This is a genomic window from Shinella sumterensis, from assembly GCF_004514425.2.
GTDB lineage: Bacteria > Pseudomonadota > Alphaproteobacteria > Rhizobiales > Rhizobiaceae > Shinella > Shinella sumterensis.
Map to the genome: position 1 here is coordinate 164,184 of NZ_MYFN02000009.1, position 18,452 is coordinate 182,635.

24 protein-coding genes and 1 pseudogene are annotated in these 18,452 nt (G+C 60.8%); 9 read left to right on the top strand and 16 right to left on the bottom strand.

Annotated elements, in window-relative coordinates; translation table 11 throughout:
• Nucleotides 1-19: 19 nt before the first annotated feature.
• The 10 genes from B5M41_RS17485 to B5M41_RS17530 form a co-directional block, all read right to left on the bottom strand.
• Nucleotides 20-1,252 carry a hypothetical protein gene (locus B5M41_RS17485; RefSeq protein WP_134653027.1) on the bottom strand — a complete coding sequence of 411 codons (1,233 nt, stop codon included), beginning with the start codon at nt 1,250-1,252 and terminating at the stop codon, nt 20-22.
• Nucleotides 1,249-1,683, bottom strand: coding sequence for an ATP-binding protein (locus B5M41_RS17490; protein ID WP_134653029.1), 435 nt, complete (start codon nt 1,681-1,683; stop codon nt 1,249-1,251). The genes B5M41_RS17485 and B5M41_RS17490 overlap by 4 nt, the downstream gene beginning before the upstream one ends.
• A gap of 87 nt (nt 1,684-1,770) precedes the next feature.
• Entirely contained in the window at nt 1,771-2,961 is a 1,191-nt protein-coding gene (locus B5M41_RS17495; protein ID WP_134653031.1) for a DUF932 domain-containing protein, read from the bottom strand.
• Nucleotides 2,962-3,028: 67 nt separating this feature from the next.
• Nucleotides 3,029-3,301: a hypothetical protein gene (locus B5M41_RS17500; protein ID WP_134653033.1), complete on the bottom strand. Its 273-nt coding sequence runs from the start codon at nt 3,299-3,301 to the stop codon at nt 3,029-3,031.
• A complete protein-coding gene (locus tag B5M41_RS17505) occupies nt 3,298-3,720 on the bottom strand; it encodes a hypothetical protein (protein ID WP_134653035.1) in 423 nt (140 codons plus the stop codon). Before B5M41_RS17505 ends, B5M41_RS17500 begins: the two co-directional genes overlap by 4 nt.
• A gap of 127 nt (nt 3,721-3,847) precedes the next feature.
• Nucleotides 3,848-4,261, bottom strand: a complete 414-nt coding sequence (locus tag B5M41_RS17510; protein WP_134653037.1) for an antirestriction protein — start codon at nt 4,259-4,261, stop codon at nt 3,848-3,850.
• On the bottom strand, nt 4,261-4,740 hold the full coding sequence (locus B5M41_RS17515; RefSeq protein ID WP_134711210.1) for a hypothetical protein: 480 nt from the start codon (nt 4,738-4,740) through the stop codon (nt 4,261-4,263). Before B5M41_RS17515 ends, B5M41_RS17510 begins: the two co-directional genes overlap by 1 nt.
• A 77-nt stretch (nt 4,741-4,817) precedes the next feature.
• Complete coding sequence (locus tag B5M41_RS17520) at nt 4,818-6,965, bottom strand: ParB/RepB/Spo0J family partition protein (RefSeq protein WP_134653345.1); 2,148 nt, start codon at nt 6,963-6,965, stop codon at nt 4,818-4,820.
• A 100-nt stretch (nt 6,966-7,065) separates the two neighbouring features.
• Entirely contained in the window at nt 7,066-7,647 is a 582-nt protein-coding gene (locus B5M41_RS17525) for a hypothetical protein (RefSeq protein WP_134653434.1), read from the bottom strand.
• On the bottom strand, nt 7,644-8,795 hold the full coding sequence (locus tag B5M41_RS17530) for a phosphoadenosine phosphosulfate reductase domain-containing protein (protein ID WP_230640195.1): 1,152 nt from the start codon (nt 8,793-8,795) through the stop codon (nt 7,644-7,646). The genes B5M41_RS17525 and B5M41_RS17530 overlap by 4 nt, the downstream gene beginning before the upstream one ends.
• 437 nt (nt 8,796-9,232) lie before the next feature.
• Between B5M41_RS17530 and B5M41_RS17535 the strand changes: the two genes are divergently transcribed.
• On the top strand, nt 9,233-9,544 hold the full coding sequence (locus tag B5M41_RS17535) for a hypothetical protein (protein ID WP_134653420.1): 312 nt from the start codon (nt 9,233-9,235) through the stop codon (nt 9,542-9,544).
• A 57-nt stretch (nt 9,545-9,601) separates the two neighbouring features.
• Here the strand turns inward: B5M41_RS17535 and B5M41_RS17540 are convergent, their stop codons facing one another.
• Nucleotides 9,602-9,880: a hypothetical protein gene (locus tag B5M41_RS17540; protein ID WP_134653422.1), complete on the bottom strand. Its 279-nt coding sequence runs from the start codon at nt 9,878-9,880 to the stop codon at nt 9,602-9,604.
• A 423-nt stretch (nt 9,881-10,303) separates the two neighbouring features.
• On the opposite strand from B5M41_RS17540, the pseudogene B5M41_RS27035 reads away from it, so the two are divergent.
• Nucleotides 10,304-10,510: pseudogene (locus B5M41_RS27035) on the top strand (transposase); the annotation flags it as partial.
• Nucleotides 10,511-10,548: 38 nt separating this feature from the next.
• Entirely contained in the window at nt 10,549-11,073 is a 525-nt protein-coding gene (locus B5M41_RS17550) for an IS5 family transposase (RefSeq protein WP_134711119.1), read from the top strand.
• 17 nt (nt 11,074-11,090) lie between these two features.
• On the opposite strand, the gene B5M41_RS17555 is transcribed toward B5M41_RS17550, so the two are convergent.
• The 3 genes from B5M41_RS17555 to B5M41_RS17565 form a co-directional block, all read right to left on the bottom strand.
• Nucleotides 11,091-11,657 (bottom strand): RloB domain-containing protein, encoded by a 567-nt coding sequence (locus tag B5M41_RS17555; protein WP_134653179.1) that lies wholly within the window; start codon nt 11,655-11,657, stop codon nt 11,091-11,093.
• A complete protein-coding gene (locus B5M41_RS17560) occupies nt 11,654-12,865 on the bottom strand; it encodes an AAA family ATPase (RefSeq protein ID WP_209020921.1) in 1,212 nt (403 codons plus the stop codon). The genes B5M41_RS17555 and B5M41_RS17560 overlap by 4 nt, the downstream gene beginning before the upstream one ends.
• A 297-nt stretch (nt 12,866-13,162) precedes the next feature.
• Nucleotides 13,163-13,966: a sulfite exporter TauE/SafE family protein gene (locus tag B5M41_RS17565; RefSeq protein ID WP_134653183.1), complete on the bottom strand. Its 804-nt coding sequence runs from the start codon at nt 13,964-13,966 to the stop codon at nt 13,163-13,165.
• A 43-nt stretch (nt 13,967-14,009) separates the two neighbouring features.
• Between B5M41_RS17565 and B5M41_RS17570 the strand changes: the two genes are divergently transcribed.
• Nucleotides 14,010-14,381: an HIT family protein gene (locus tag B5M41_RS17570; protein ID WP_134653186.1), complete on the top strand. Its 372-nt coding sequence runs from the start codon at nt 14,010-14,012 to the stop codon at nt 14,379-14,381.
• A 15-nt stretch (nt 14,382-14,396) separates the two neighbouring features.
• Here the strand turns inward: B5M41_RS17570 and B5M41_RS17575 are convergent, their stop codons facing one another.
• Entirely contained in the window at nt 14,397-14,915 is a 519-nt protein-coding gene (locus B5M41_RS17575) for a DUF6428 family protein (protein ID WP_134653188.1), read from the bottom strand.
• A gap of 43 nt (nt 14,916-14,958) precedes the next feature.
• Here B5M41_RS17575 and B5M41_RS17580 point away from each other — a divergent pair, with 43 nt between their 5' ends.
• Together B5M41_RS17580 and arsK are read left to right on the top strand one after the other, a co-directional pair.
• A complete protein-coding gene (locus B5M41_RS17580) occupies nt 14,959-15,327 on the top strand; it encodes an ArsR/SmtB family transcription factor (RefSeq protein ID WP_133037164.1) in 369 nt (122 codons plus the stop codon).
• Nucleotides 15,293-16,537 (top strand): arsenite efflux MFS transporter ArsK, encoded by a 1,245-nt coding sequence (gene arsK, locus B5M41_RS17585; RefSeq protein WP_134653190.1) that lies wholly within the window; start codon nt 15,293-15,295, stop codon nt 16,535-16,537. Before B5M41_RS17580 ends, arsK begins: the two co-directional genes overlap by 35 nt.
• 35 nt (nt 16,538-16,572) lie before the next feature.
• Here arsK and B5M41_RS17590 read toward each other — a convergent pair whose 3' ends face one another.
• A complete protein-coding gene (locus B5M41_RS17590) occupies nt 16,573-17,409 on the bottom strand; it encodes an EamA family transporter (protein WP_230640199.1) in 837 nt (278 codons plus the stop codon).
• Between the two features lie 90 nt (nt 17,410-17,499).
• Here B5M41_RS17590 and tnpA point away from each other — a divergent pair, with 90 nt between their 5' ends.
• The 3 genes from tnpA to B5M41_RS17605 all read left to right on the top strand — a co-directional run.
• Nucleotides 17,500-17,922, top strand: coding sequence for an IS66-like element accessory protein TnpA (tnpA, locus tag B5M41_RS17595; RefSeq protein ID WP_064334523.1), 423 nt, complete (start codon nt 17,500-17,502; stop codon nt 17,920-17,922).
• Nucleotides 17,919-18,296: an IS66 family insertion sequence element accessory protein TnpB gene (gene tnpB / locus B5M41_RS17600; RefSeq protein ID WP_134653411.1), complete on the top strand. Its 378-nt coding sequence runs from the start codon at nt 17,919-17,921 to the stop codon at nt 18,294-18,296. Before tnpA ends, tnpB begins: the two co-directional genes overlap by 4 nt.
• The coding region (locus tag B5M41_RS17605) for a transposase (protein WP_230640202.1) at nt 18,265-18,452 on the top strand (188 nt) is incomplete at its 3' end. The genes tnpB and B5M41_RS17605, both read left to right, overlap by 32 nt.

Consider the following 18,452-nt stretch of genomic DNA (forward strand, 5'->3'; position numbering starts at 1 on the left):
TCGTGCGTTTTGATGAGGGCTATGTCGCCGCGCGCGGCGCCGGCGGCGCACCGACAGGTGGGGAAAGACCTTCGACCGAGATCTTTCGATGCTCGATCCTCAGAATCGCGTCTTCCCGAGGCACGCGCCAAGCCACTTCGCGTTCGACGACACGCACGATCGCATTCAGATCGGCAGCGTGCGCCGTTTCCAGCAAGGCGATGCTCAGATCCTCCGCCTCGTCGGAGAACCATCGCTCCTGCTCCTCATAGGAGCCGGCTTCCGCATCGTCCCCGGGAGAATAGAGGGCATCGACAAGGAAGGTGGTCAGATGTGACGGCGTGATACCCGACTGCTTGGTGACGAGGATCTCCGCCTCATCCAAGGAACCGTGATCGACCCCTTGGACGATCAGGTCGGTCTCCAGCACCCACTCCGTCTTTTCCTCGCCCGAAACGTCCAGAACCACTTCAAGGCGATCCGGCCGCGCGTTTGCGCCGAAGAGATCGAAGGGCTCTTTCTCTTCGACCGAGCCGCCAACTTCCATCCTGTAGGATCTGATCTGAATGCAACGTAGCCCGTCATACCAGCTGTATCCGGTAAACGCGCTGTGCGGCTCGAAGAGCTGCGGAGGACGGTCTAGTCGCGCGATTGCGCGGGCAAACGTCTGCTCTTCGAGCGGACCCTCACCTTCGAAGACGAGCGCCCCTGCCTCGACCGGCTCGGGCGCGAGAACAACAATCCGGTCCGTATCCGCGCACGAAGGCGTAAATGGTCGCAGGAGCGGGACGGCCTCTTTCAGGTCGATGCCAAGCGTCCGGCCGAAGTGGTAGTCCTTGAACTTCAAGCTCCGCGCACCGCCGGCCGCGACCATGCGAAAATACAGGCGCGTAATCTCTTCGATGAGCGCGGCATACATCGCATCGCGCACGACATCCTTGCGGGCCGGAAGCACGAGCTTCAGGTGAGCACAATCGACCACATCGATGCGCGCGAAATAGCTGCGATGCCAGGATTGCTGAAGGTCCGGTAAGCCAACCTTCAGCCTCACGCCATGGAAGTTGACGTTGTCGTCGTGGTAGCGGGAGAGGTCCCGACCAAACACGCCTATCCGGATTCCTTGCCATTCCTCGATATGATCCGCGCCATCGAGGAAGTCCGAGGACGGCATTTGCTCGCCATTGAAGATGACAGGAACAGGGAAAAAGCGAGCAGCACGGCGGACCGCAGTCGCAAAATGCTCGCCCTTCTTCTCCGGGAAGATCACGGTCAAGCCTTGATGCCCCTCCGGACCGACATCGACCGTGACCGGTTCCTTGCCGTGAAGGCATCCGGTGTCGCCGCGATGGCCCAGGCCTGGCCAGTGCCTTTCTGGCCAGCGATGATGATCGCTCCACGATTGGCGAGGGAAAAGAAGCCCATGCCGGCGGCGTCCTCTGACAGGGACAGCGCCTTCGACCATTCGCTCCTCCCGAGAGAAAAGAGCGAGCGGGGTTCGGCGAGGCCCGCGCCGTCATCGGCGATGCGGATTGCTGGGCCAAACCGTGGATCGTCGATCTGGTCGATCAAGACCTTCGCGGCCCCGGCGCGCCGTGCGTTCTGGAGCAGTTCGTTGAGGATATCGTCGATCGAGGCGTTGAAAAGGCGGCCGACCTTTTCGATCGCCTCCGCGGCGACCTGTGCGTGAAAGGAAAAGCTGGTCATTGTAGGTTCTCCAAAATGGCGAACGCCCGGCACGGTGGCCGGGCGCTGATGGGATAGAGGGGGAGTGTGTGCGGGAGCGGAACGTGGTCAGGCCGCGCTTTCGAGCAGCTTGCGCGCTTTACCCTCCAGTTCCAGGCGCGTGTCCTGATGCGCTTTTCCGCGCGCGAGGGCAGTGATGCCCTGCACGAAATCGAAAATGGATTCCGGCGGGCGCCCCTCCTCGGCAAGCACCGTGTCGATGATCTTGCCGGTTTCCGCCTTCGAGAAACCACGCTTGCGCAGGAAACTGGACCGGTCCTCTTCGTTGCGGGCGACGATCTTCTCGCGCGCACCTCGGATGCCGGCGATGAACGGTGCGGGTGAGGAATTGGCGAAATTCATCAGCGCCGGGGCGGCCTCGTGCGCGAAGCGCTTTGCGGCGAACTTCGAGTGCCGAATGGTGATTTCCTCGAAATTTTCGCAGCCCCAAAGGTTGCGATTCATGCACACAGCCCGCAGGTAGAAGCTCGCGATTCCGAGGGTTTTCGAGCCGACCTCCGAGTTCCAGGCATAAAATCCTCGGAAATAGAGATCCGGCTCGCCGTTCGGCAGCCGCCCGGCCTCGATGGGGTGCGTATCGTCGACGAGAAACAGGAAGACATCCCTGTCGCTGGCATAGAGTGTCGTCGTATCCTTTGTGACGTCGACGAAAGGATTGTGGGTCATGGTCGACCAGTCGAGGACGCCAGGCACCTTCCAGATCGTGTCGCCGGTTCCATTCCCGGCGATGCTCATCACCGCCGCAACGAGTTCTTTATCCCAGATGCGGCCGTACTCGGGGCCGGTCACCGCGCGCAACTCGACGCGCCCGTCGTCCATTTCCAGGGTCTTGACCAGTTCGGCGCTGTGGTTGAGCAGCCCATGCTGGAGATTGATCGCCGCCAGCGGCGCGGGAAGCTGGCGCATGTAGCTCGCGGGCGCGCCGACAAGGCTGCACAATTGGCCGTAGCTCCAATGGGTCGGCGCCAGCGGTACGCGGCTGCCGGGAACGACAAGGGAAAGGCGCTCGGCGTTGTCGCGTGTCGCCTCGACGCGGATGTCCGCGCTCTCGACCGTGCGAACACGGGCGCGTTCCGTCCGCTCGCTGACCGCGCGATGGAGGTCGGAAAGCGAGAGATAACGCTCGTCGTCCGGGCGAGAGAACCATTCGGACGATACCCGGCCGATGCGTTCGCCGCGCGAGATGTCGACCTTGAAGCCGGAGGATACGGCGGGCGGGCTGGAAATCATGGTATTCATGAGTCGTCTCCTGAAACGTAAAATCCCGGCGCGATGGCCGGGTTGGTGGAAAGAAAAGGGATGAAGCTCAGCGCGCTGGCGCGGGATGGATGCGGTCGTCGTCAAACTCGACATTTTCTATGTCCGGTTCCGTCCCATCCGCTGTGACGCGATCGATGTAGATGATGGTGCCTTCACGCCGTTGATCGATCTCGATGTGTTCCGGCTGATCGGATGCCTCCATGGCCACCGTGGCGGTCACCTTGGCTTTCTCGATCGCCACGGCATCGCTGTCGGCCTCGAGGGCGAAACCGTCATAGGCACTCAGCCAGAAAGCGATTTTGACATTGTATTGCGTCATAGGCGCTCTCCCTCGGCGAGTTCGTCGGGATCGCGAGCGCCTGCGAGGATCGCCTCGCCACGGGCGACGGCTGAGACGGCACGCTCGATCCAGTCGTCCGACGCCGCCCGGCCGGCCTGGACATCCGCGAGGAGCAACTTCAGCAGGCCAAGCAGGATTTCGAAGTGCCTGACCTTCCGCTCGATCGTTTCCGAAAAGTGCGAGGGGACAGGGATCGCCTGGCCGGAATATGCGGCATCGACCTCGTTCCAAATGCCGGAAATGTAGTTCTCGCCGGCGTCTTCGTAGCTCAGCTTTTCACCGGACCAGTCATCGTCCTCGATGGCCTGCCGGCAGGCGCGCGCGACGGTGTCGGCCTGGTAGGTGCGATGACGGTAGGCTGGCACGCGATAACTTGTCTCAATGGTGTAGTCGGGCATCTCAAGCTCCTGAAACGAACGAGCCCAGCCGCCGCTATCGCGCCAACCGGGCTGGTGAATTGGGAATGGATCTGTGGATCGCAGCTCGCTCCGAAACGTCCGCGACCCGCAGTCGTGCAAGTGGGCTTCAGTCGATTGCCTGGAAGATCTCCGAGGCCTCAGGATGATCCGCCGAGTACGCGTAGAGGCGCTCATATCCTTCGACGAGTCGATCGGACTGGAACTGGAATGACAGGTGCGAAAATGCGAACATCGTGGCGATAATGCCGGCTGCCTCGGCGGAGACCTCGCCATGGAAGCAGGTGACATCGCCAGTAATCCGGAAACGCGTCCTGGATCTGGGTGCGAGAAATAGCGGCTTGCTCTCGTGCTCGTAGAAATCCCAGGAACCGCCACGATAGTCGAGAGGGCTAAGCCTTCCCATCAAGGCGTAGACGGCATTCTCGGCGACGATCAGGTGCGAACGGCCGAAGAGGGTTGGGAGGAAATCCTGACGGGTTTCGTCGGGAACGATGACGGCGCGAGGGATGTCGTTCAACATTATACCATCCTCCCTTCCACTACGGCGGCCGCGACCTCGTCTGCAGTAACCTCCTCGAACACGGGATCGGGATACCGATCTCCCTCGACCGCGACCCAATGCTCGGCCTCGGCGCGGCCGCACGCGAGATAGACAAGCTCTGCGTCCCGACCCGGCCGGTCGAAGACCCGGACAGAGCCAATCGGCGGCCGTTCAACGATCGTGAACCGAAGCGGATAGTCGATATGGAAGGTGTAGAGAGAACTGTTGGCCACCACACCCGCTTCAGTGAAATCGCCTCTCAGGAGGGTTATTGCCGGGCTCATTCCCGGATTTCCGCTACCGCGCTCGCCCTGCGTTCGGACCAAACGGCCGCGATTGTTGTGGAATAACCACTCGCAATACAGGTAAAAGTTGCGCTTCGGCGGACGCCGCGTGCCGTCGGTCCAGGCAATTAATGCGCCAATTGGCGCTTGTTCGTAGATAGTCATGACGGACATGTTCGTCTCCATATCGAGAAAGAGAGAAGCCCGGCGCGACGGCCGGGCTTCGGATTGATCATTGGCGGTTTCGAGATCTATTCGGCGGCTTCGAGATGCCTGCCCTGATCGTCATCCGGATCGGAGGTCGTCTGCTCGCCATCCAGGTCCTCGGTCAGGAAGGCCGGCAACACGACATCGCCGACTTCGACGTCCTCGTCGCCTGCGGTCACAGCATCGTCCGTCTCCGAAATCCCGACCTCCTCGGAGATTTCATCGGCAGGATAGCGCAGCACTTCCGGGAGCCACCCGCTGCCGTCGAGCAACCGGGCGGCTTCGCGCGCCATGTCCTGCTTCTTGAGGTGATCGATAAGCTGGGCCGACTGATCGCCCTTTGCTTCGCGAACGGCCTGCAGGATGTGCGCCTTGGTCACGCGACCGAGATAGTTGTCGACCGTCGGCGTCCAGCCCGCACCCACCATGCCGAATCCGATCGTCTGGGCCAGCTGCACGGCATGCTGGTTTTCCTTGGACCGGCGGTTCCATTGCTGCATCGTGGCGTTCAGCGACATCGACGCGCAATGAGCAAACAGCGCCATCCGGCTGTCGTGATCGAGCGCGATCAGGTAGGCCCAAACCGCATCGGCGTTGCCGGGAAGATCGTGCCCCCAGTTCTCCTGGCGCTGCTCGATCTCCTTCGCCCAGACCGTTTCGGAAAGGCCCTGCGTCTTGGTCGAGACCGAATGCTGCACCGTGATTTCCAGGCAAGACGCCGAGCGGAAGTGATAGAAGGCGTTCAGCACGAGCAGGTGCAGCACGGCGATGAAGGCCATCATCGGCTCATTGGCGAGCGCATTCCTGAGCGCAAGCGTGCGGGCCGCGGTCAGGTCCTCGATGAGCCGTTCCGACAGCGGCCGGATCTTGCCGTCGTCCTCCTCCTGATCTTCGACACCAACGGGCTTGCCGTTGATCGTCACACCACCACCTTCCGCGGCGGTCTCGTCGCCATCGTCACCATTCTGGCCGACGCCATCGCCTTCCTCCGCCTCGACGACAGGCTCGTCTTCCGGGCGGACGAAGCCGCGCTCGATTCTGAGTTCGCCGTTGCCGGCCAGCGAGATGAAGGCGCCGCCGCGAGCGACGTCCTCGGGATCGAGGACAAAGGGTCGGTCATTCAGCGCCGTCATCTGAGCGTCGAGATCATCAAGGCGCGCTTCCGTCTCCTCCGAATGGTCGTCGACAGCTTCGTATTCGGCATTGAGCTTCTCGATTTCTGCCGTCAGGGCATCATGAAGCGCCAGCTCCTCCTCGGTCAGTTCTGCCTGCTTGCCGTAAAAGCGGCGAAGGCCGGAAGCGTGGCCGAAGTGGAAGTCGATGGCGAAGTCGACCCACTTCCAACCCTCATCGATCTTCAGCGCTTCAGCGTCTGCCGTCAGCTTTTCCAACACGAGCTGTTCGAGCAGCGCCGGATCCTGAAGCCATCCGCCGTTGTCCTGCTCGAAGAGATCCCGCATGACAATGCCGCCGGCGGCCTCATAGGCTTCGATGCCGACATATATCGCACGGCGGTCGCTCGCCCGGATCGCGGTTTCGGTCAGCAGCCGGCGAATATAGTAGGGGTCGGTGCTTTGCGTGCGCGAAATCGTCTCCCAGACCTGCTCCTGCCGCGCGTGATCCTTGGTGATCGAGAACGCCATGACTTGGCCAAGCTTCATCTGGTCATCACCGTAGAGTTCGAGCAGACGGGGCGACACTGAGGCCAGGCGGAGGCGCTGCTTCACCGTCGCTACCGACATGTGGAAGCGGGCGGCGATTTCTTCCTCGTCGAGGCCCTGCTCGTGCAGGTCCATAATGGCGCGGAATTCGTCGAGCGGATGCAGCTGCTCGCGTTGCGTGTTCTCGGCAAGCGAGTCTTCTACGGCCGAGGTCGTCTCGGCGCGATTCACGATGCAAGGTGTCGGCGCCGACTTGGGCAGACGCTTCTGCTTGACGAGCAGTCCGAGTGCTTCGTAGCGACGCCCCCCGGCCGGGGCGTCAAAGCGCCCGGTCTCATTCCCGTCGGCATCACGTATTGGTCGCACATTCAGGCTTAGGATGAGACCGCGACGGGCGATATCCTCTGCAAGCTGCGGAATCGTGACGCCGTTCTTTACCCGCCGAACATTCTTCTGCGACAGTTCGATCCTGTCGTACGGGATGTTCTCCGCCGGGTTCAATGTGACCTTCTCGATGGCTGATTTGGCCATTTCGTTTCTCCAAGGCGGGTTGGCCGGAGCCTCTCTCCAGCAACCTCAACCCGCCGCGAAGGCCCCTTCCCCCCTCTCCCTCTTTCCCCGGCCACCGCCCTCACCGCTTGCCGCCTGCGTCCGCGTCGCCGCTCGCGTCCCGCAGGGACCTGTCCAGCCAGATCGCCATCCGCCGCCGCATGATGCCGATCGGCGCGCAGATTTCCGTGATCGCCGCGCTCCCCGCGACAAAGCCATCCTCCTGAAACAGGTCGACGAAGTGCTGCATGACGTCGAGATAGAGGGCGCCACCAACCAGGCAGACATCGACGAACGGTTTCCGGCCATGCTCCGTCATCGAGGCGATGTGCATGCCCGGATGCTCGCCCGATGGCATCACCACGCGCCGCTGAGTTTTCGGCAGCGGCCATCGCGTGCCGAGGCCGCCGGCCTTCATGGCGGTCACAATCTCCGGCGTCATCCGTCGATCGTAGTTTTCGATGGTGGTCCTCGCTTCACGAAAACCGTACTCAGCCGACAGAAAGGCGACCCGTGCCTTCCGCTCGTCGGGATCGACACGACGCAATGTTTGCCAGAGCGGCCCATCGTATCGGTCACGCGCCGGCATGTATTGCGGACCGTCGCGCTTGGTCATCGAGCAGGACAGGATGAGCAGGCGGCTGGAGGGTGACGTGTCGGTCATGCGGCCCTCCCCCGGCTGGCCTGAAGGTCGAGGAGCTCGGCATAGCGCGCATGGATAGAGGCGCGGCCGACATGTCGCGCGCGAAATCCCAGCATGGTGCTGACCTGCGAGCGCACCTCCGCGAGAAGATCGGCCTCGCCGTCGGATAGCATCCGCGTGGGCCAACCTTTCACATAGAGCATCGGCTTCGTCAGCCGGCGTTCTGCCGCACGACGACGGTCCGCGTTTTCCTTGGCCATGGCGAAAAGATCACGGATTCTCGGCTCAAGGAGATGGGGCGCAATATCTCCTAACCAACGGCTGCTCTGAAACGCAAACGTGCTGCGGCATTCCAGGCCAACCATTTGTCGATAGAGATCGTGTGCTTCCGGCTGCGCCGCTGCGGCTACCAGATCGGGAAGGCTCGACATGATGCAGAAGCGGCACGACACACGCGTGAGGCCGAACCGGCGATAGGCGGGATGGGGTTCGATGCCCCAGAAATCGAGCGACGAAAAGACCTCCGGTTCGGACCAGTCGAGTATCGGCCGCCACGTCCATATTCGCTCACCCGGCTTGTGATCGAAGATCTCGGCTCGAGCGCGCTGCGGGCTTTCCTCGCGCCGGACGCCGGTCACGCTGATGATCGGCAGTTTTGAGAACCGGCGTTTAAGTTCCGCATGGATTTTTGAGGTCTTCATCTCGGACGTGCAGAACCTCATCGCCGGCGTGCTCCAGCATGGGACGAGCGTCACGGTGCTGAGGTTTTCGTAGCGCGCGACGTTGGATCGCCAGCGGCTTTCCCAGCGGTCCATCAGCCCACCTTGCTTGCGGCGGACGACAATGAGTTCGGCGTCGAGGCGATCGGACAATCGCTCGCAGGTCGGCAGCGAATCCGCCCATTCCACCGAGCCGAGATCGGCATGGATCAGTAGACGCGGGCCGGAATGTCCGATCCGATCGAGATACTCGAAGGTCGCCATGGCTGCGGCCTGGCTGTCCTTGCCGCCCGAAACGCCGATGGCTGCGGCCGCGCCTTGCTGAAGAAGATCCGCGATCGGCGGGAGGATGGAAATCGACGGAAAAGCGCGGGCAATCGATATCGCCGGCTGTGTCTTATGGGTGGCAAATCGTTGGTGCGCGGGATCCACATTCGGATTGTGACGCATGGTGCGGCTCCATGGCGAGCAGCCGGAGCCTCTCTCCAGCCTCTCAACCCGCCGCCGCCGTTCCGCCCCCCTCTCCCTCTCCCTTCGCCGACGCGCCTTTCCCATTCCCGGCCGCCCGCGCCACCGGCTCGGTTCGAAAAGTGGCGCGTTGCGCGGGGGCGCGTGAAGAAATTTCAGGACAAATTCAACGGGATGTCCTATTCTCCGCCCCGAAGCGGTACGTGCCGCTTTGGGGCGTGGAAACCCCTGTGAACGGTTGGTGCTGGCCGATACAGCATCACCTCCTTGACCTTTGGGTCGGGGGGCCTGACGCTATGTCCAGGTTCTCCGAACTAAAAGCTCAGGGCCGTTTCACACGGTTTCCAACCCCCCGATCATGGGGTCATTGAGCATTGAACGGCGGGGACGTACCGCCGAAGGCGCTTCAGGAGAAACCGTTGGCTGAGGGTCTCGTCTTCACTTTCTATACCTACGCCGACGCGCGTATTCCGCGCGAGGAGCGCTGGAAACCGACAGGGCTGCGCGATATTTTCTTCGACAATTACGACGACGTAAAAAGCACCGTTCTTGCGATGCGCGACGACATCGCCGCCGATCCCGACATGGAATGGGAGACAACGAATATCGAGAAGGTTGAGACAATCTCGATTTCTCAGTCCAGCATCTTGGCGCTGCTGAACGGTGGGCCCGGTGCGTTTGTCGACCGTTACGAGGTTGTGGCGACGATCGGGCGAAAGCACGAAAGCTGATTTTCGCCCGCGTGGCAGCTCCGATCTTCATGCATGGTTGCCGTTTTCCAGTAGGGGCTACCGATCCGGTTTGTTGAACGGGGACGGCAGTAACGTGTCGTCTGGCAAATCCGACACGCGCTTTATCACCTCCTTGAGGCGGTCGATATTGAACGCATTATCCGCAAACCATATCTCGATCTCGACCGGATCGAGTGTATCGACCATTGCGGTAGTCGGAACCGCACAACCAGAGTCCCGGATGGTGCGGATATTGTGTTGGTAGCGGCGGATTCGTTCTTCCATCGGAAGGTCCGGACCGTGCTTCAATAACTTCTCTTTCGGCCACGTTGGCATCAGGTCCGCTCCTCCAGAGCGCCGCAAGGGTACTTCGAAAAACTACCAAAGACCCTCAAAAAAATCCAACCCTGACACTCTATGCTGTCCGGATTGTTTCCGATGAAAATGCCTGGACGAATGCGCTTTTCGTTTACTCGCAGCGGATTCATCTTTGACCGCGTTATCTTCGCTAAAACCGAAACTTTTGCTTGGCTTCTCTCCGTTAGAGCAAGCCGCGCAGGGAACCGCCAACTCATGGACGCTTGGCAGATTGAGGTTTGCTCCCTGACGTCAGGTCGCACGATTTGCACCTTGAGCAAGTCTTCGGGCACTAGGCCGTGTGGACGAATTGACTCAGGTATAGGTTTTGGGGTTCTGGGGACGAATCCGGTCTGATTCATAGGTTGCCGACTGATTTGGAGGTCGGCGATGTCCACGAAGATGACGGATACGGATTGGGCGAACGCGCTGGAGGTGTTCCGGGCCTGCCTGCCCCGGCGGGGCCGCAAGGCCACGGACGACCGGCTGTTTCTGGAAGCGATGCACTTCTTCACGGTGGAGAATGTGCGCTGGCGGGCGCTGCCGGAGCGCTTCGGCCATTGGAACTCGGTGTGGAAGCGTTTTGACCGGCTGAGCAAGGCCGGCGTGTTCGAAGCCTTTTTCGACACGCTGGCCGAGATGAGCGCATCGGCCCATTTGATCCAGATGTTCGATTCTACCATTGTCCGCGCCCATGTCTCGGCGGCCGGAGCAAAGGGGGGCAGCAAGGCCAGGCGCTCGGACGCTCGCGTGGCGGGTTCACGACCAAAATCCACGCCAAGGCGGACAATTCGGGCGACATCATCGCGTTCGATCTGACCGGCGGCCAGGTTGCCGACACAACCCGCTTCGAGACCCTGCTCGACATAGGGCCGGACATCACCCCACGCGCCGCACTGGGCGACAAAGGCTATTCCAGCAAGGCCAATCGCGCCGCCGCCCGGGCTCGCGGCATCGCCCCGGTGATCCCGCACAAGGCCAACGAGAAGAACGCGCCGGCCTTCTTCGCCAAGACGCTCTACAAGGCGCGCGCTCGGATCGAGCAAGGCTTCGGGCGGCTCAAGCGCTTCAAGCGCGTCGCTTTGCGATGCGAAAAGACCGCACGGAATTTCCGCTCGATCGTCAGCTTCGCCGCCGGCCTATGCTTGCTCAAATTCGTCCACACGCCCTAGAAAGCCGAACGATCTATTTACGGGATTAGTCGCAGGAACCGAAGTAGCGCAGCGAATTCCTGATGATTTCCGGAGACCCTTTCTACGCCTTCGAGATCGATCCTTCGAGACACCTCCAGGCGACTCATTGGCTTTGCATAGCCGGGCCAAACTTGGAGAAGATTGGCCTGCGAGGTAGCGCTGTCTGGCGGATTTGCGGTTAGCCGACCCTCAAAATGCCTGAGAAGGAATGCCTCGTGGCATGGGGCCTGCCAAATGATTGAAATTTTGTTCTGGGCCGCCAGCGCGTGGACTTGCTGGCGACGCTGGTGGTCGCCTGCGATCTGATCGTCATCCATAAGGAGCGCACGATATTGAAACTCGGCACGCCGCTGGTTTCGGCGTGCAATTTCCTGCACTGCCTTTTTGACGCGGGCGAGCGGATCTCCCGCGCCAGGGTTGAGGTTCACTACCTCTATGTGAAACGGCAGCTCTTTTTGCCGGACGATATCGTTCAAAAACTGTCCGTAAGCCTGTTCGGATTCGCCTTCGCATCCGAGAAAGACGGGTTTGCGGACGGGAATATGTGCGTTGCGCCGTCTCATCCGATTTGTGGCACCGCGCCGAATGCCCCTCCAAGGTACTTCTTGTAGAGGTTGTCATTTCGCCGAACAGACTGGACGTCCATCAGGCTATATACGCTTGAGCGTCCGGTCTGATCCTTTTCGGTAAAAACGACCTCTTCCTTGCTGAGGTCATCAAGCAACGAAGCCGAATGGCAAGACATCCACAGCTGGGCTCCGCCCGGGTTGCGGTCTGGATCGTAGAACCACCGGACGATTTCCGGAAGGATCAAGGGATGGATCGACAGATCGAGTTCGTCAATTACCGCAACACCGCCTTTTTGGAGGGCCAGCAACAAGAGCGGAAATATCCGGATAAAGGATCGGGTTCCCTGACTTTCTAGTATCCATGGCATGGGGACATGCAAGCCCTCATGCTTGAACAGGGCGGTCGGACCCGATGCTGTCTGGACAATCTCCATTTGCTCAACACCCACGTCGATGCGCTGGAGTTCCCGATTGAGGCTCTGGACCGCCGCTGGATTTTGAGCCAGGAACGAAAAGACGTCCCTGTCGGTAAATTCCAAGCGTTCCATCAGTATGTTGCGGAAGACAGCGCTCGCCGCTTCCGCGAGCACTTTCGAAGGCTCGTGCTCGAAAAGAGCGAGGGTTGAGACAACGCTGGCATCGTCCCGAATCTTATCAATGACCTGGCTATATCCGGTAAGGGAAAACGTACGTGAACCGCGCACATCCTTGCCTGTTCCCCGTTCGAACACGCGCTGCCATTTGCCCTGCCCTTCTGGCTTGTGACGGAGGGCTTCTCGACCGACCGTTCGGATCTCGCCGTCTTTCGGGAGCAGTTCCAGTTCGTATCGATAAAGACCGAAGTCCTCCTTGCGATGCGTAGGCGCGTTGACGGCAGCGAATGACAGCTCCGTAAGCGCGCCCATCTCAATGGCCAATCGGATTGGTCGGTTCATCGACTCCTCGTCATTGAACCGTTCGCAGGGCAATGTGCCCTGATGCTGGAAGCTGTCCTTGAGAAACCAGGAGAGAAACGTCAGAGCTTTGAGGACCGAGGACTTTCCAGAGCCGTTTGCGCCGAACAGCGACACCACTTTGGGTGCGCGTTCCTCGGCGCCGGGGAACACCGCGGAGAACCGCTCCGGGTAATCGGGTACGTTACGGGGAATCCGCAAGTCGAGAGCCTGCGGATCGCGGAACGAGTAGAAGTTCTCAATTTCCAATCGGTATATCATACGGGGAATATATGTTCTGTTATGCCAATTTCAACAAGAATTTGTCAAATTTTGGATTTCAAATCAAATCTTATACCCGCCACGCCGATGAGGATGACCGCTGTGGACCTTCATGTCATTCAAGCCACCGGCTAGTGAAAATTCCGGCTCTTGACCTTCAGTCGATCGATCAAGAGGTCTGGTACTTATCCCGAGCCTGAGACTATGCCGAACCCGTTCCCCAAAGCCCGAGATTTCAAGTAGGTCAGGATCGGAGGCTCGGCATAGTCGCAGCAATCGATGCCTCTAGTGCCGCCACACCTTAACAGCGGATATCAGGAGAATGATCGCCAGCGCTGGCAGCAGCACCGCGTTCGGCACGATGCCGAGCAGCAGGCCGCCGACGAACGTGCCGACGATCGAACCGGCAGCCATGATCAGGAGAAAAGCCTTGTTGCGGCCAATGACAGAGAAGCTCTGATCACGGCTATAGCGGGTGAATCCGACCAGCATGGTTGGCAGGCTTACGGCAAGCGAAAGGCTGCCAGCGAGCTTGATGTCCGCTCCAAAGAGGAGGACCAGCGTCGGGATCAGTAGTTCGCCTCCCGCGACTCCCAGTAGCGACGCTACGATGCCGATGATGAAGCCTGCGACAACACCTGCGACGAGCTGGCTGACGCCAGTCAATAGCGGTTGGCCGGCCGTCGCATCGTGCCCGATCACCAGGACGATCGCGATCGCCACGAGCATGATGGCGATGACCTTGTAGAGTGTCTCCGACCGCAGCTTTGTTGCCCAGCCCGCACCAAACCACGCGCCGATCAAGCTTCCTGCAAGCAGATTGAGGACGATGGGCCAATTGTCGGCGATGGCGCTGAAAGGAACGGTTCCTGCCCGAAAGGGAAGCGCAGTCGCAACGACGACGAGGCTCATGGCCTTGTTGAGAATGACCGCTTCGAGGGCTGCGAAGTTGAACAACCCGATCAGGATCGGAAGACGGAACTCGGCGCCGCCCAGACCGATGAGTCCGCCGAGCGCGCCAATAATGGCGCCTCCACCGAAAGCAGCAGCGGGATTGCGGGCATGGGATAGATTGGCGGTGTCAGTCATGGGCGATATGTATGCATAGATATCACGTGGTTGGACAGGCGGTATGGCAGGCGGAAGTGTGGAAAATTGTCGGTGGTGCCTTGCGAATGGATTGACCGGAGGTGAGCCCGCGGCGAGCAATCGATCGCAGTACATGATGCTGAAGCCGACTTTGCCGAACCCATCCGCGATGATCATTCCCTTCCGCCATGTCGAGACGCCATTCGAGTTCGCCCCGGAAGAATGGTCCGACCTTGGTGAGATGCTGGTGGAGGCGAAACGCCGGCTCGATCAATTCCAGCCCGATGGATTTACGATCGGATGGAACGTCGGAGCAACTGGTGGCCAGCACATCTTCCATGCGCATATGCATGTCGTGTGCCGATATGAACAGGATGCCAAGGCTGGCCTCGGCATCCGCGATTTCCTGAGATGACCGCAGACGCGCCACTCAGGCACAGCATTTTGTGCTGGGTGCCGCAGGTCCGCAGCAGGAGTCCGCGGCTATGGCCTTCTCGGCCAGCCAACGATCGCGCGGCTTGCAGCTCGATACCCGTGCGGCGAGTGCCACCTCGAACCGGTCTCCAGCCAGGCGCGGCAACGACGCGCAATAGAGCGCCATCGGCCGGCTTCCGTCGCTGACCTCGAAGGTGAGCTTGGCCGCCGGATCAAGCCGGACGTGGTCGGAGACCTTGCGGATGATCGCGGAGAACTTCGCCGCCGGCATGTGGTCTCGGCCGTTTTCGTCGATATCCCAGAGCTGAATGAACATCTCCGACCAGGCTTCTGGATTGGCGCCGCAGTCGAGTGCCGAGAATGCGCCCGCTTTGACCTCGGTGACATGGTAGCCCGCCTTCACCGGCTGACCTTCGTAGAGAAACACCAGCGGCGCTTCCGGCGCGGCCGCCAGCCCATCGAGAAGCTGGCCAAGCGTGATATCGGTGGAAACAGCCTTGTCGATTGCGGTCATGTGCGCTACTCCTATTGTTCAATGATTCAAGGATTGTTGAAATATGGACGAACGTCAAGCCCTCACCTCATTCGCGGCCCTGTCGCAGGAAACCCGCCTCGCTATCGTCCGAACGCTGGTCGTCGCCGGACCGGACGGGTTGGCCGCCGGCCTAATCGCCGAGCGCATGGGCGTCTCGCCCTCGAATGTGTCCTTCCACCTGAAGGAGTTGGAGCGCTCTGGCCTCATCGCGCAGCGACGGGAATCCCGCTCGATCGTCTACAGCGCCAGCTACGATGCGCTGGCCGATCTCGTGAAATTCCTGATGGAGGATTGCTGCGCCGGCCACCCGATGGTCCGCGAGGGCGTGGAGCGATCCGAGGGATGCTGCAAGACGGATGCTGACCAGAGCGAGGGCGACGTCGTTGCGTAATCCGAACGTTCCCGTTGGCATCGTCGCCGCGCTCGGCCTGACCCAGATTATCGGCTACGGCACCCTCTACTATAGCTTCAGCATCCTGGCGCCCGGCATTGCAGCGGATCTCGGCATCACTGTCGCACAGGTCTTTGCCGTCTTCTCGGCCTCGCTGTTCGTTGGGGGGCTGTCAGCGCCATACATAGGGCGGCAGATGGATCGCATTGGCGCGGCATCGGTAATGGCGATCGGCTCGGCGTTGTCTGCGCTGACCTTGATCTTATGCGCCTGGTCGCCGTCGGTGGCAGTCTTCGCGTTGGCCATTGTCCTGTTGGAGATATCGTCCGGCATGGTCCAGTACCAGGCCGCGTTCGCGGCACTGGTGGAAGCCGATCCCCGCTCCGCATCACGGAGCATCACCTATCTCACGCTGATCGCAGGATTCGCCTCAACGATCTTTTGGCCGATTGCCACGGCGCTGCTCGGCTATCTGTCCTGGCGGGAAATCTACCTCGTCTATGCCGGGCTTAACCTTCTTGTCTGCATGCCGTTCCACCTCTGGATCGTGCGAAAGGGAAAGGTCGCAGCCGCCGGCGGAATGAGGCCGATGCGCGAGCCCGTCGTTGGGGCCATTCCTCGCGAGCGCCGCCGCGGCGCTGTCCTCGCCGTCTCGGTAGCATTCGCGCTGCTCGGCTTCACGCTTGGAGCCATGCTCGCCCATATGGTGCCGATGCTCGGTGCGCTTGGATTCGGAAGCGCCGCCGTCGTCATCGGCTCGCTGTTCGGCCCGGCGCAGGTTCTCAGCCGACTGATCAACATGATCTTCGGCACGCGGCTCGCGCCGCCCGGCCTTGCGGTTCTCTCCGCCGTCTTCATGGTGCTGAGCGTCGTCATCTTGGCGCTGTCCGGCAACTGGCTCCCCGGTGCGGTTGCCTTCTCGATTTGCCTCGGCCTTGGGTCGGGCATCAACAGCATCGCGCAGGGCAGCTTGCCGCTCTACCTGTTCGGTTCGGACGGATACGGTGCGCTTACCGGCAAGATGGCCGCCTCACGACTGGCCGCCGGCGCGGCTGCGCCGTTCGCCTTCGCAGCGACGATGGAGCAGTTCGGCATAGGCGCGTCACTCGTCTTGAGCGCCGCGCTCGGCTCGATCGGCGTTGCGGCGTTTGTCGCGGTGGCGATGGCGACGAAGCGGAGCCTCGTCGCCACACCGAGCCCGTCAAATTGACCGCAACCAACAGGCATCGTCGAAGCCTGGCCGCTTCACGGCTTTTGTCGAGCAATACTCCTTTTGTCGACCTCGGATGCTTGTTTCCGAGTCAGTCCGATATCATCAAGTTGGTGTTCGTCGAGCATCGACAGTGGCTGGGATCGTTGCGAGGCACCCATGCGTTGGGCTTCCTCGATAGGAAGTTCGTCCGCATCCCGCTGCAGAACCACCATCGCCACGCCGATGATCAGCGCGGCTCCCAACCATTGCAGGGTGGTGAGGCGCTCGCCCAGAAAAAGGAACGACCCGATGACCCCGAACACCGGAATGAGGTTAAAGAAGCTGCCCGCAACGCTCGCCCGCATCGACCGGAGCGCGTACAGATAGAGCCAATAGGCAAGCGCATAGTAGAGCAGCCCCGAGAGAATGATCGTAGCGATGTCCTGGACCGGCACGGCGGCCGCGCCCGATAGATCGACCCCGGATAGTTCAAGCGGCCAGATCGCGAGCATCCAGCCGAGAGCCACGGTCTGCTGCGTGGCGACCGTGAAGAGCGGATCGGCGATGAGATTGCGCGCCAGGACCGTGTAAATCGCACAGCAAAGCACGCCCGCCAGAATCAGAGCTGTCCCCAGCTTCACGGCTGAAGACGGCTCGCCACTCCAGACGCCGCTGACCAGCAAAATCCCGCACGTCGCTAGAGCCACGAGGCCGACGAGTTGGCGATCAATTCGTTCCCTGAGAAACATCCACGCAAGGCCGAGGATGAGAATAGGCTCGAAGGCCCAGAGCAAGGCCGTGACACTCGCACTCGTCTGGGAAAGGCCGAACATGCTGAATGTGTAGGCCCATCCGGGATTGAGAAGGCCGAGCAAGCCGATAGGCAACAACGTACGCATCCGGGGAAGGACGCCTTGCTGTTTTGAGAATTTTGGTGAGGCTCCGGCTATATCGACGTCAATATAGCCAGTGTTTTACCCATGGATATCATTCGCAGCGGTCGCCCGCAGATCAGTCGGCTGGAGATTGTAGAGAAAGGTCGTCGCCGGCACTTTAGTGACGAAGCCAAGCTGGCGATTGTCGCGGAGAGCTATAGCGGACCCCAGCAGGTATCGGCGACGGCTCGTCGCCATGAGATTACGCGCTTTCAGTTGAATAGCTGGCGCAAGGCGGTGCGGGAAGGACGGCTCGGGGGTGGTTCATTGGCTGGTTTCGTTCCCGTTGTTGCGGATTATGACGCGGCGGCCGAGCATCCTGTTCCGGTTGCTGATCTGGAGCCTTCGGCGTCTGGTTCTGGTCGCATGGAGGTCGTGATCGCGAACGGCCGGCGCGTTGTTGTCGACCGTGATGTCGATGTGGATGCGTTGCTGCGGATCGTCCGTGGCCTTGAGGGGCTGGAATGATCGCGATCCCGACAGGTGTTCGGGTTTGGCTTGCGACGGGCTATACGGATATGCGGTGTGGGTTCCCGTCGCTGGCGCTGCGGGTGCAGGAGGTGCTGAAGCACGATCCGCTGGGTGGCCATCTGTTCTGCTTCAGGGGCAAGCGCGGCGATCTGGTCAAGATCGTCTGGCACGATGGTCAGGGGGCCTGCCTGTTTACGAAAAAGCTGGAACGAGGAAGGTTCATTTGGCCTTCGGCCGAAGGTGGCGCGGTGGCGATCTCATCGGCGCAGCTTTCCTACCGTATCCCTCCGCCGAAGGCCGTCTGCCCTGATTTGCTGATTGGCTTTAAGTCCATGCCTTATGTCATGCGCTACAATCATTTCCCCCATTGAGGTCCTGTCCTGCGATGATCTTGGTCGCCGGCGGGATTGGTCGGACGAAGAGAAGGTTCGGATCGTCGAGGAGAGCCTGCAAGGCTTTCGGCAGGGGTCCGCGACGGCGCGGCGATATGGTTTGTCGCGGTCATTGTTGACCCGTTGGCGTCGGGA

What these genes read in the sequence shown, in the direction of transcription:
- B5M41_RS17490 (WP_134653029.1), bottom strand. Translation starts at nt 1,683, where the DNA reads ATGACCAGCTTTTCCTTTCACGCACAGGTCGCCGCGGAGGCGATCGAA.
- B5M41_RS17495 (WP_134653031.1), bottom strand. Translation starts at nt 2,961, where the DNA reads ATGAATACCATGATTTCCAGCCCGCCCGCCGTATCCTCCGGCTTCAAG.
- B5M41_RS17500 (WP_134653033.1), bottom strand. Translation starts at nt 3,301, where the DNA reads ATGACGCAATACAATGTCAAAATCGCTTTCTGGCTGAGTGCCTATGAC.
- B5M41_RS17505 (WP_134653035.1), bottom strand. Translation starts at nt 3,720, where the DNA reads ATGCCCGACTACACCATTGAGACAAGTTATCGCGTGCCAGCCTACCGT.
- B5M41_RS17510 (WP_134653037.1), bottom strand. Translation starts at nt 4,261, where the DNA reads ATGTTGAACGACATCCCTCGCGCCGTCATCGTTCCCGACGAAACCCGT.
- B5M41_RS17515 (WP_134711210.1), bottom strand. Translation starts at nt 4,740, where the DNA reads ATGTCCGTCATGACTATCTACGAACAAGCGCCAATTGGCGCATTAATT.
- B5M41_RS17520 (WP_134653345.1), bottom strand. Translation starts at nt 6,965, where the DNA reads ATGGCCAAATCAGCCATCGAGAAGGTCACATTGAACCCGGCGGAGAAC.
- B5M41_RS17525 (WP_134653434.1), bottom strand. Translation starts at nt 7,647, where the DNA reads ATGACCGACACGTCACCCTCCAGCCGCCTGCTCATCCTGTCCTGCTCG.
- B5M41_RS17530 (WP_230640195.1), bottom strand. Translation starts at nt 8,795, where the DNA reads ATGCGTCACAATCCGAATGTGGATCCCGCGCACCAACGATTTGCCACC.
- B5M41_RS17540 (WP_134653422.1), bottom strand. Translation starts at nt 9,880, where the DNA reads ATGCCAACGTGGCCGAAAGAGAAGTTATTGAAGCACGGTCCGGACCTT.
- B5M41_RS17555 (WP_134653179.1), bottom strand. Translation starts at nt 11,657, where the DNA reads ATGAGACGGCGCAACGCACATATTCCCGTCCGCAAACCCGTCTTTCTC.
- B5M41_RS17565 (WP_134653183.1), bottom strand. Translation starts at nt 13,966, where the DNA reads ATGACTGACACCGCCAATCTATCCCATGCCCGCAATCCCGCTGCTGCT.
- B5M41_RS17570 (WP_134653186.1), top strand. Translation starts at nt 14,010, where the DNA reads ATGGCAGGCGGAAGTGTGGAAAATTGTCGGTGGTGCCTTGCGAATGGA.
- B5M41_RS17575 (WP_134653188.1), bottom strand. Translation starts at nt 14,915, where the DNA reads ATGACCGCAATCGACAAGGCTGTTTCCACCGATATCACGCTTGGCCAG.
- B5M41_RS17580 (WP_133037164.1), top strand. Translation starts at nt 14,959, where the DNA reads ATGGACGAACGTCAAGCCCTCACCTCATTCGCGGCCCTGTCGCAGGAA.
- arsK (WP_134653190.1), top strand. Translation starts at nt 15,293, where the DNA reads ATGCTGACCAGAGCGAGGGCGACGTCGTTGCGTAATCCGAACGTTCCC.
- tnpA (WP_064334523.1), top strand. Translation starts at nt 17,500, where the DNA reads ATGGATATCATTCGCAGCGGTCGCCCGCAGATCAGTCGGCTGGAGATT.
- tnpB (WP_134653411.1), top strand. Translation starts at nt 17,919, where the DNA reads ATGATCGCGATCCCGACAGGTGTTCGGGTTTGGCTTGCGACGGGCTAT.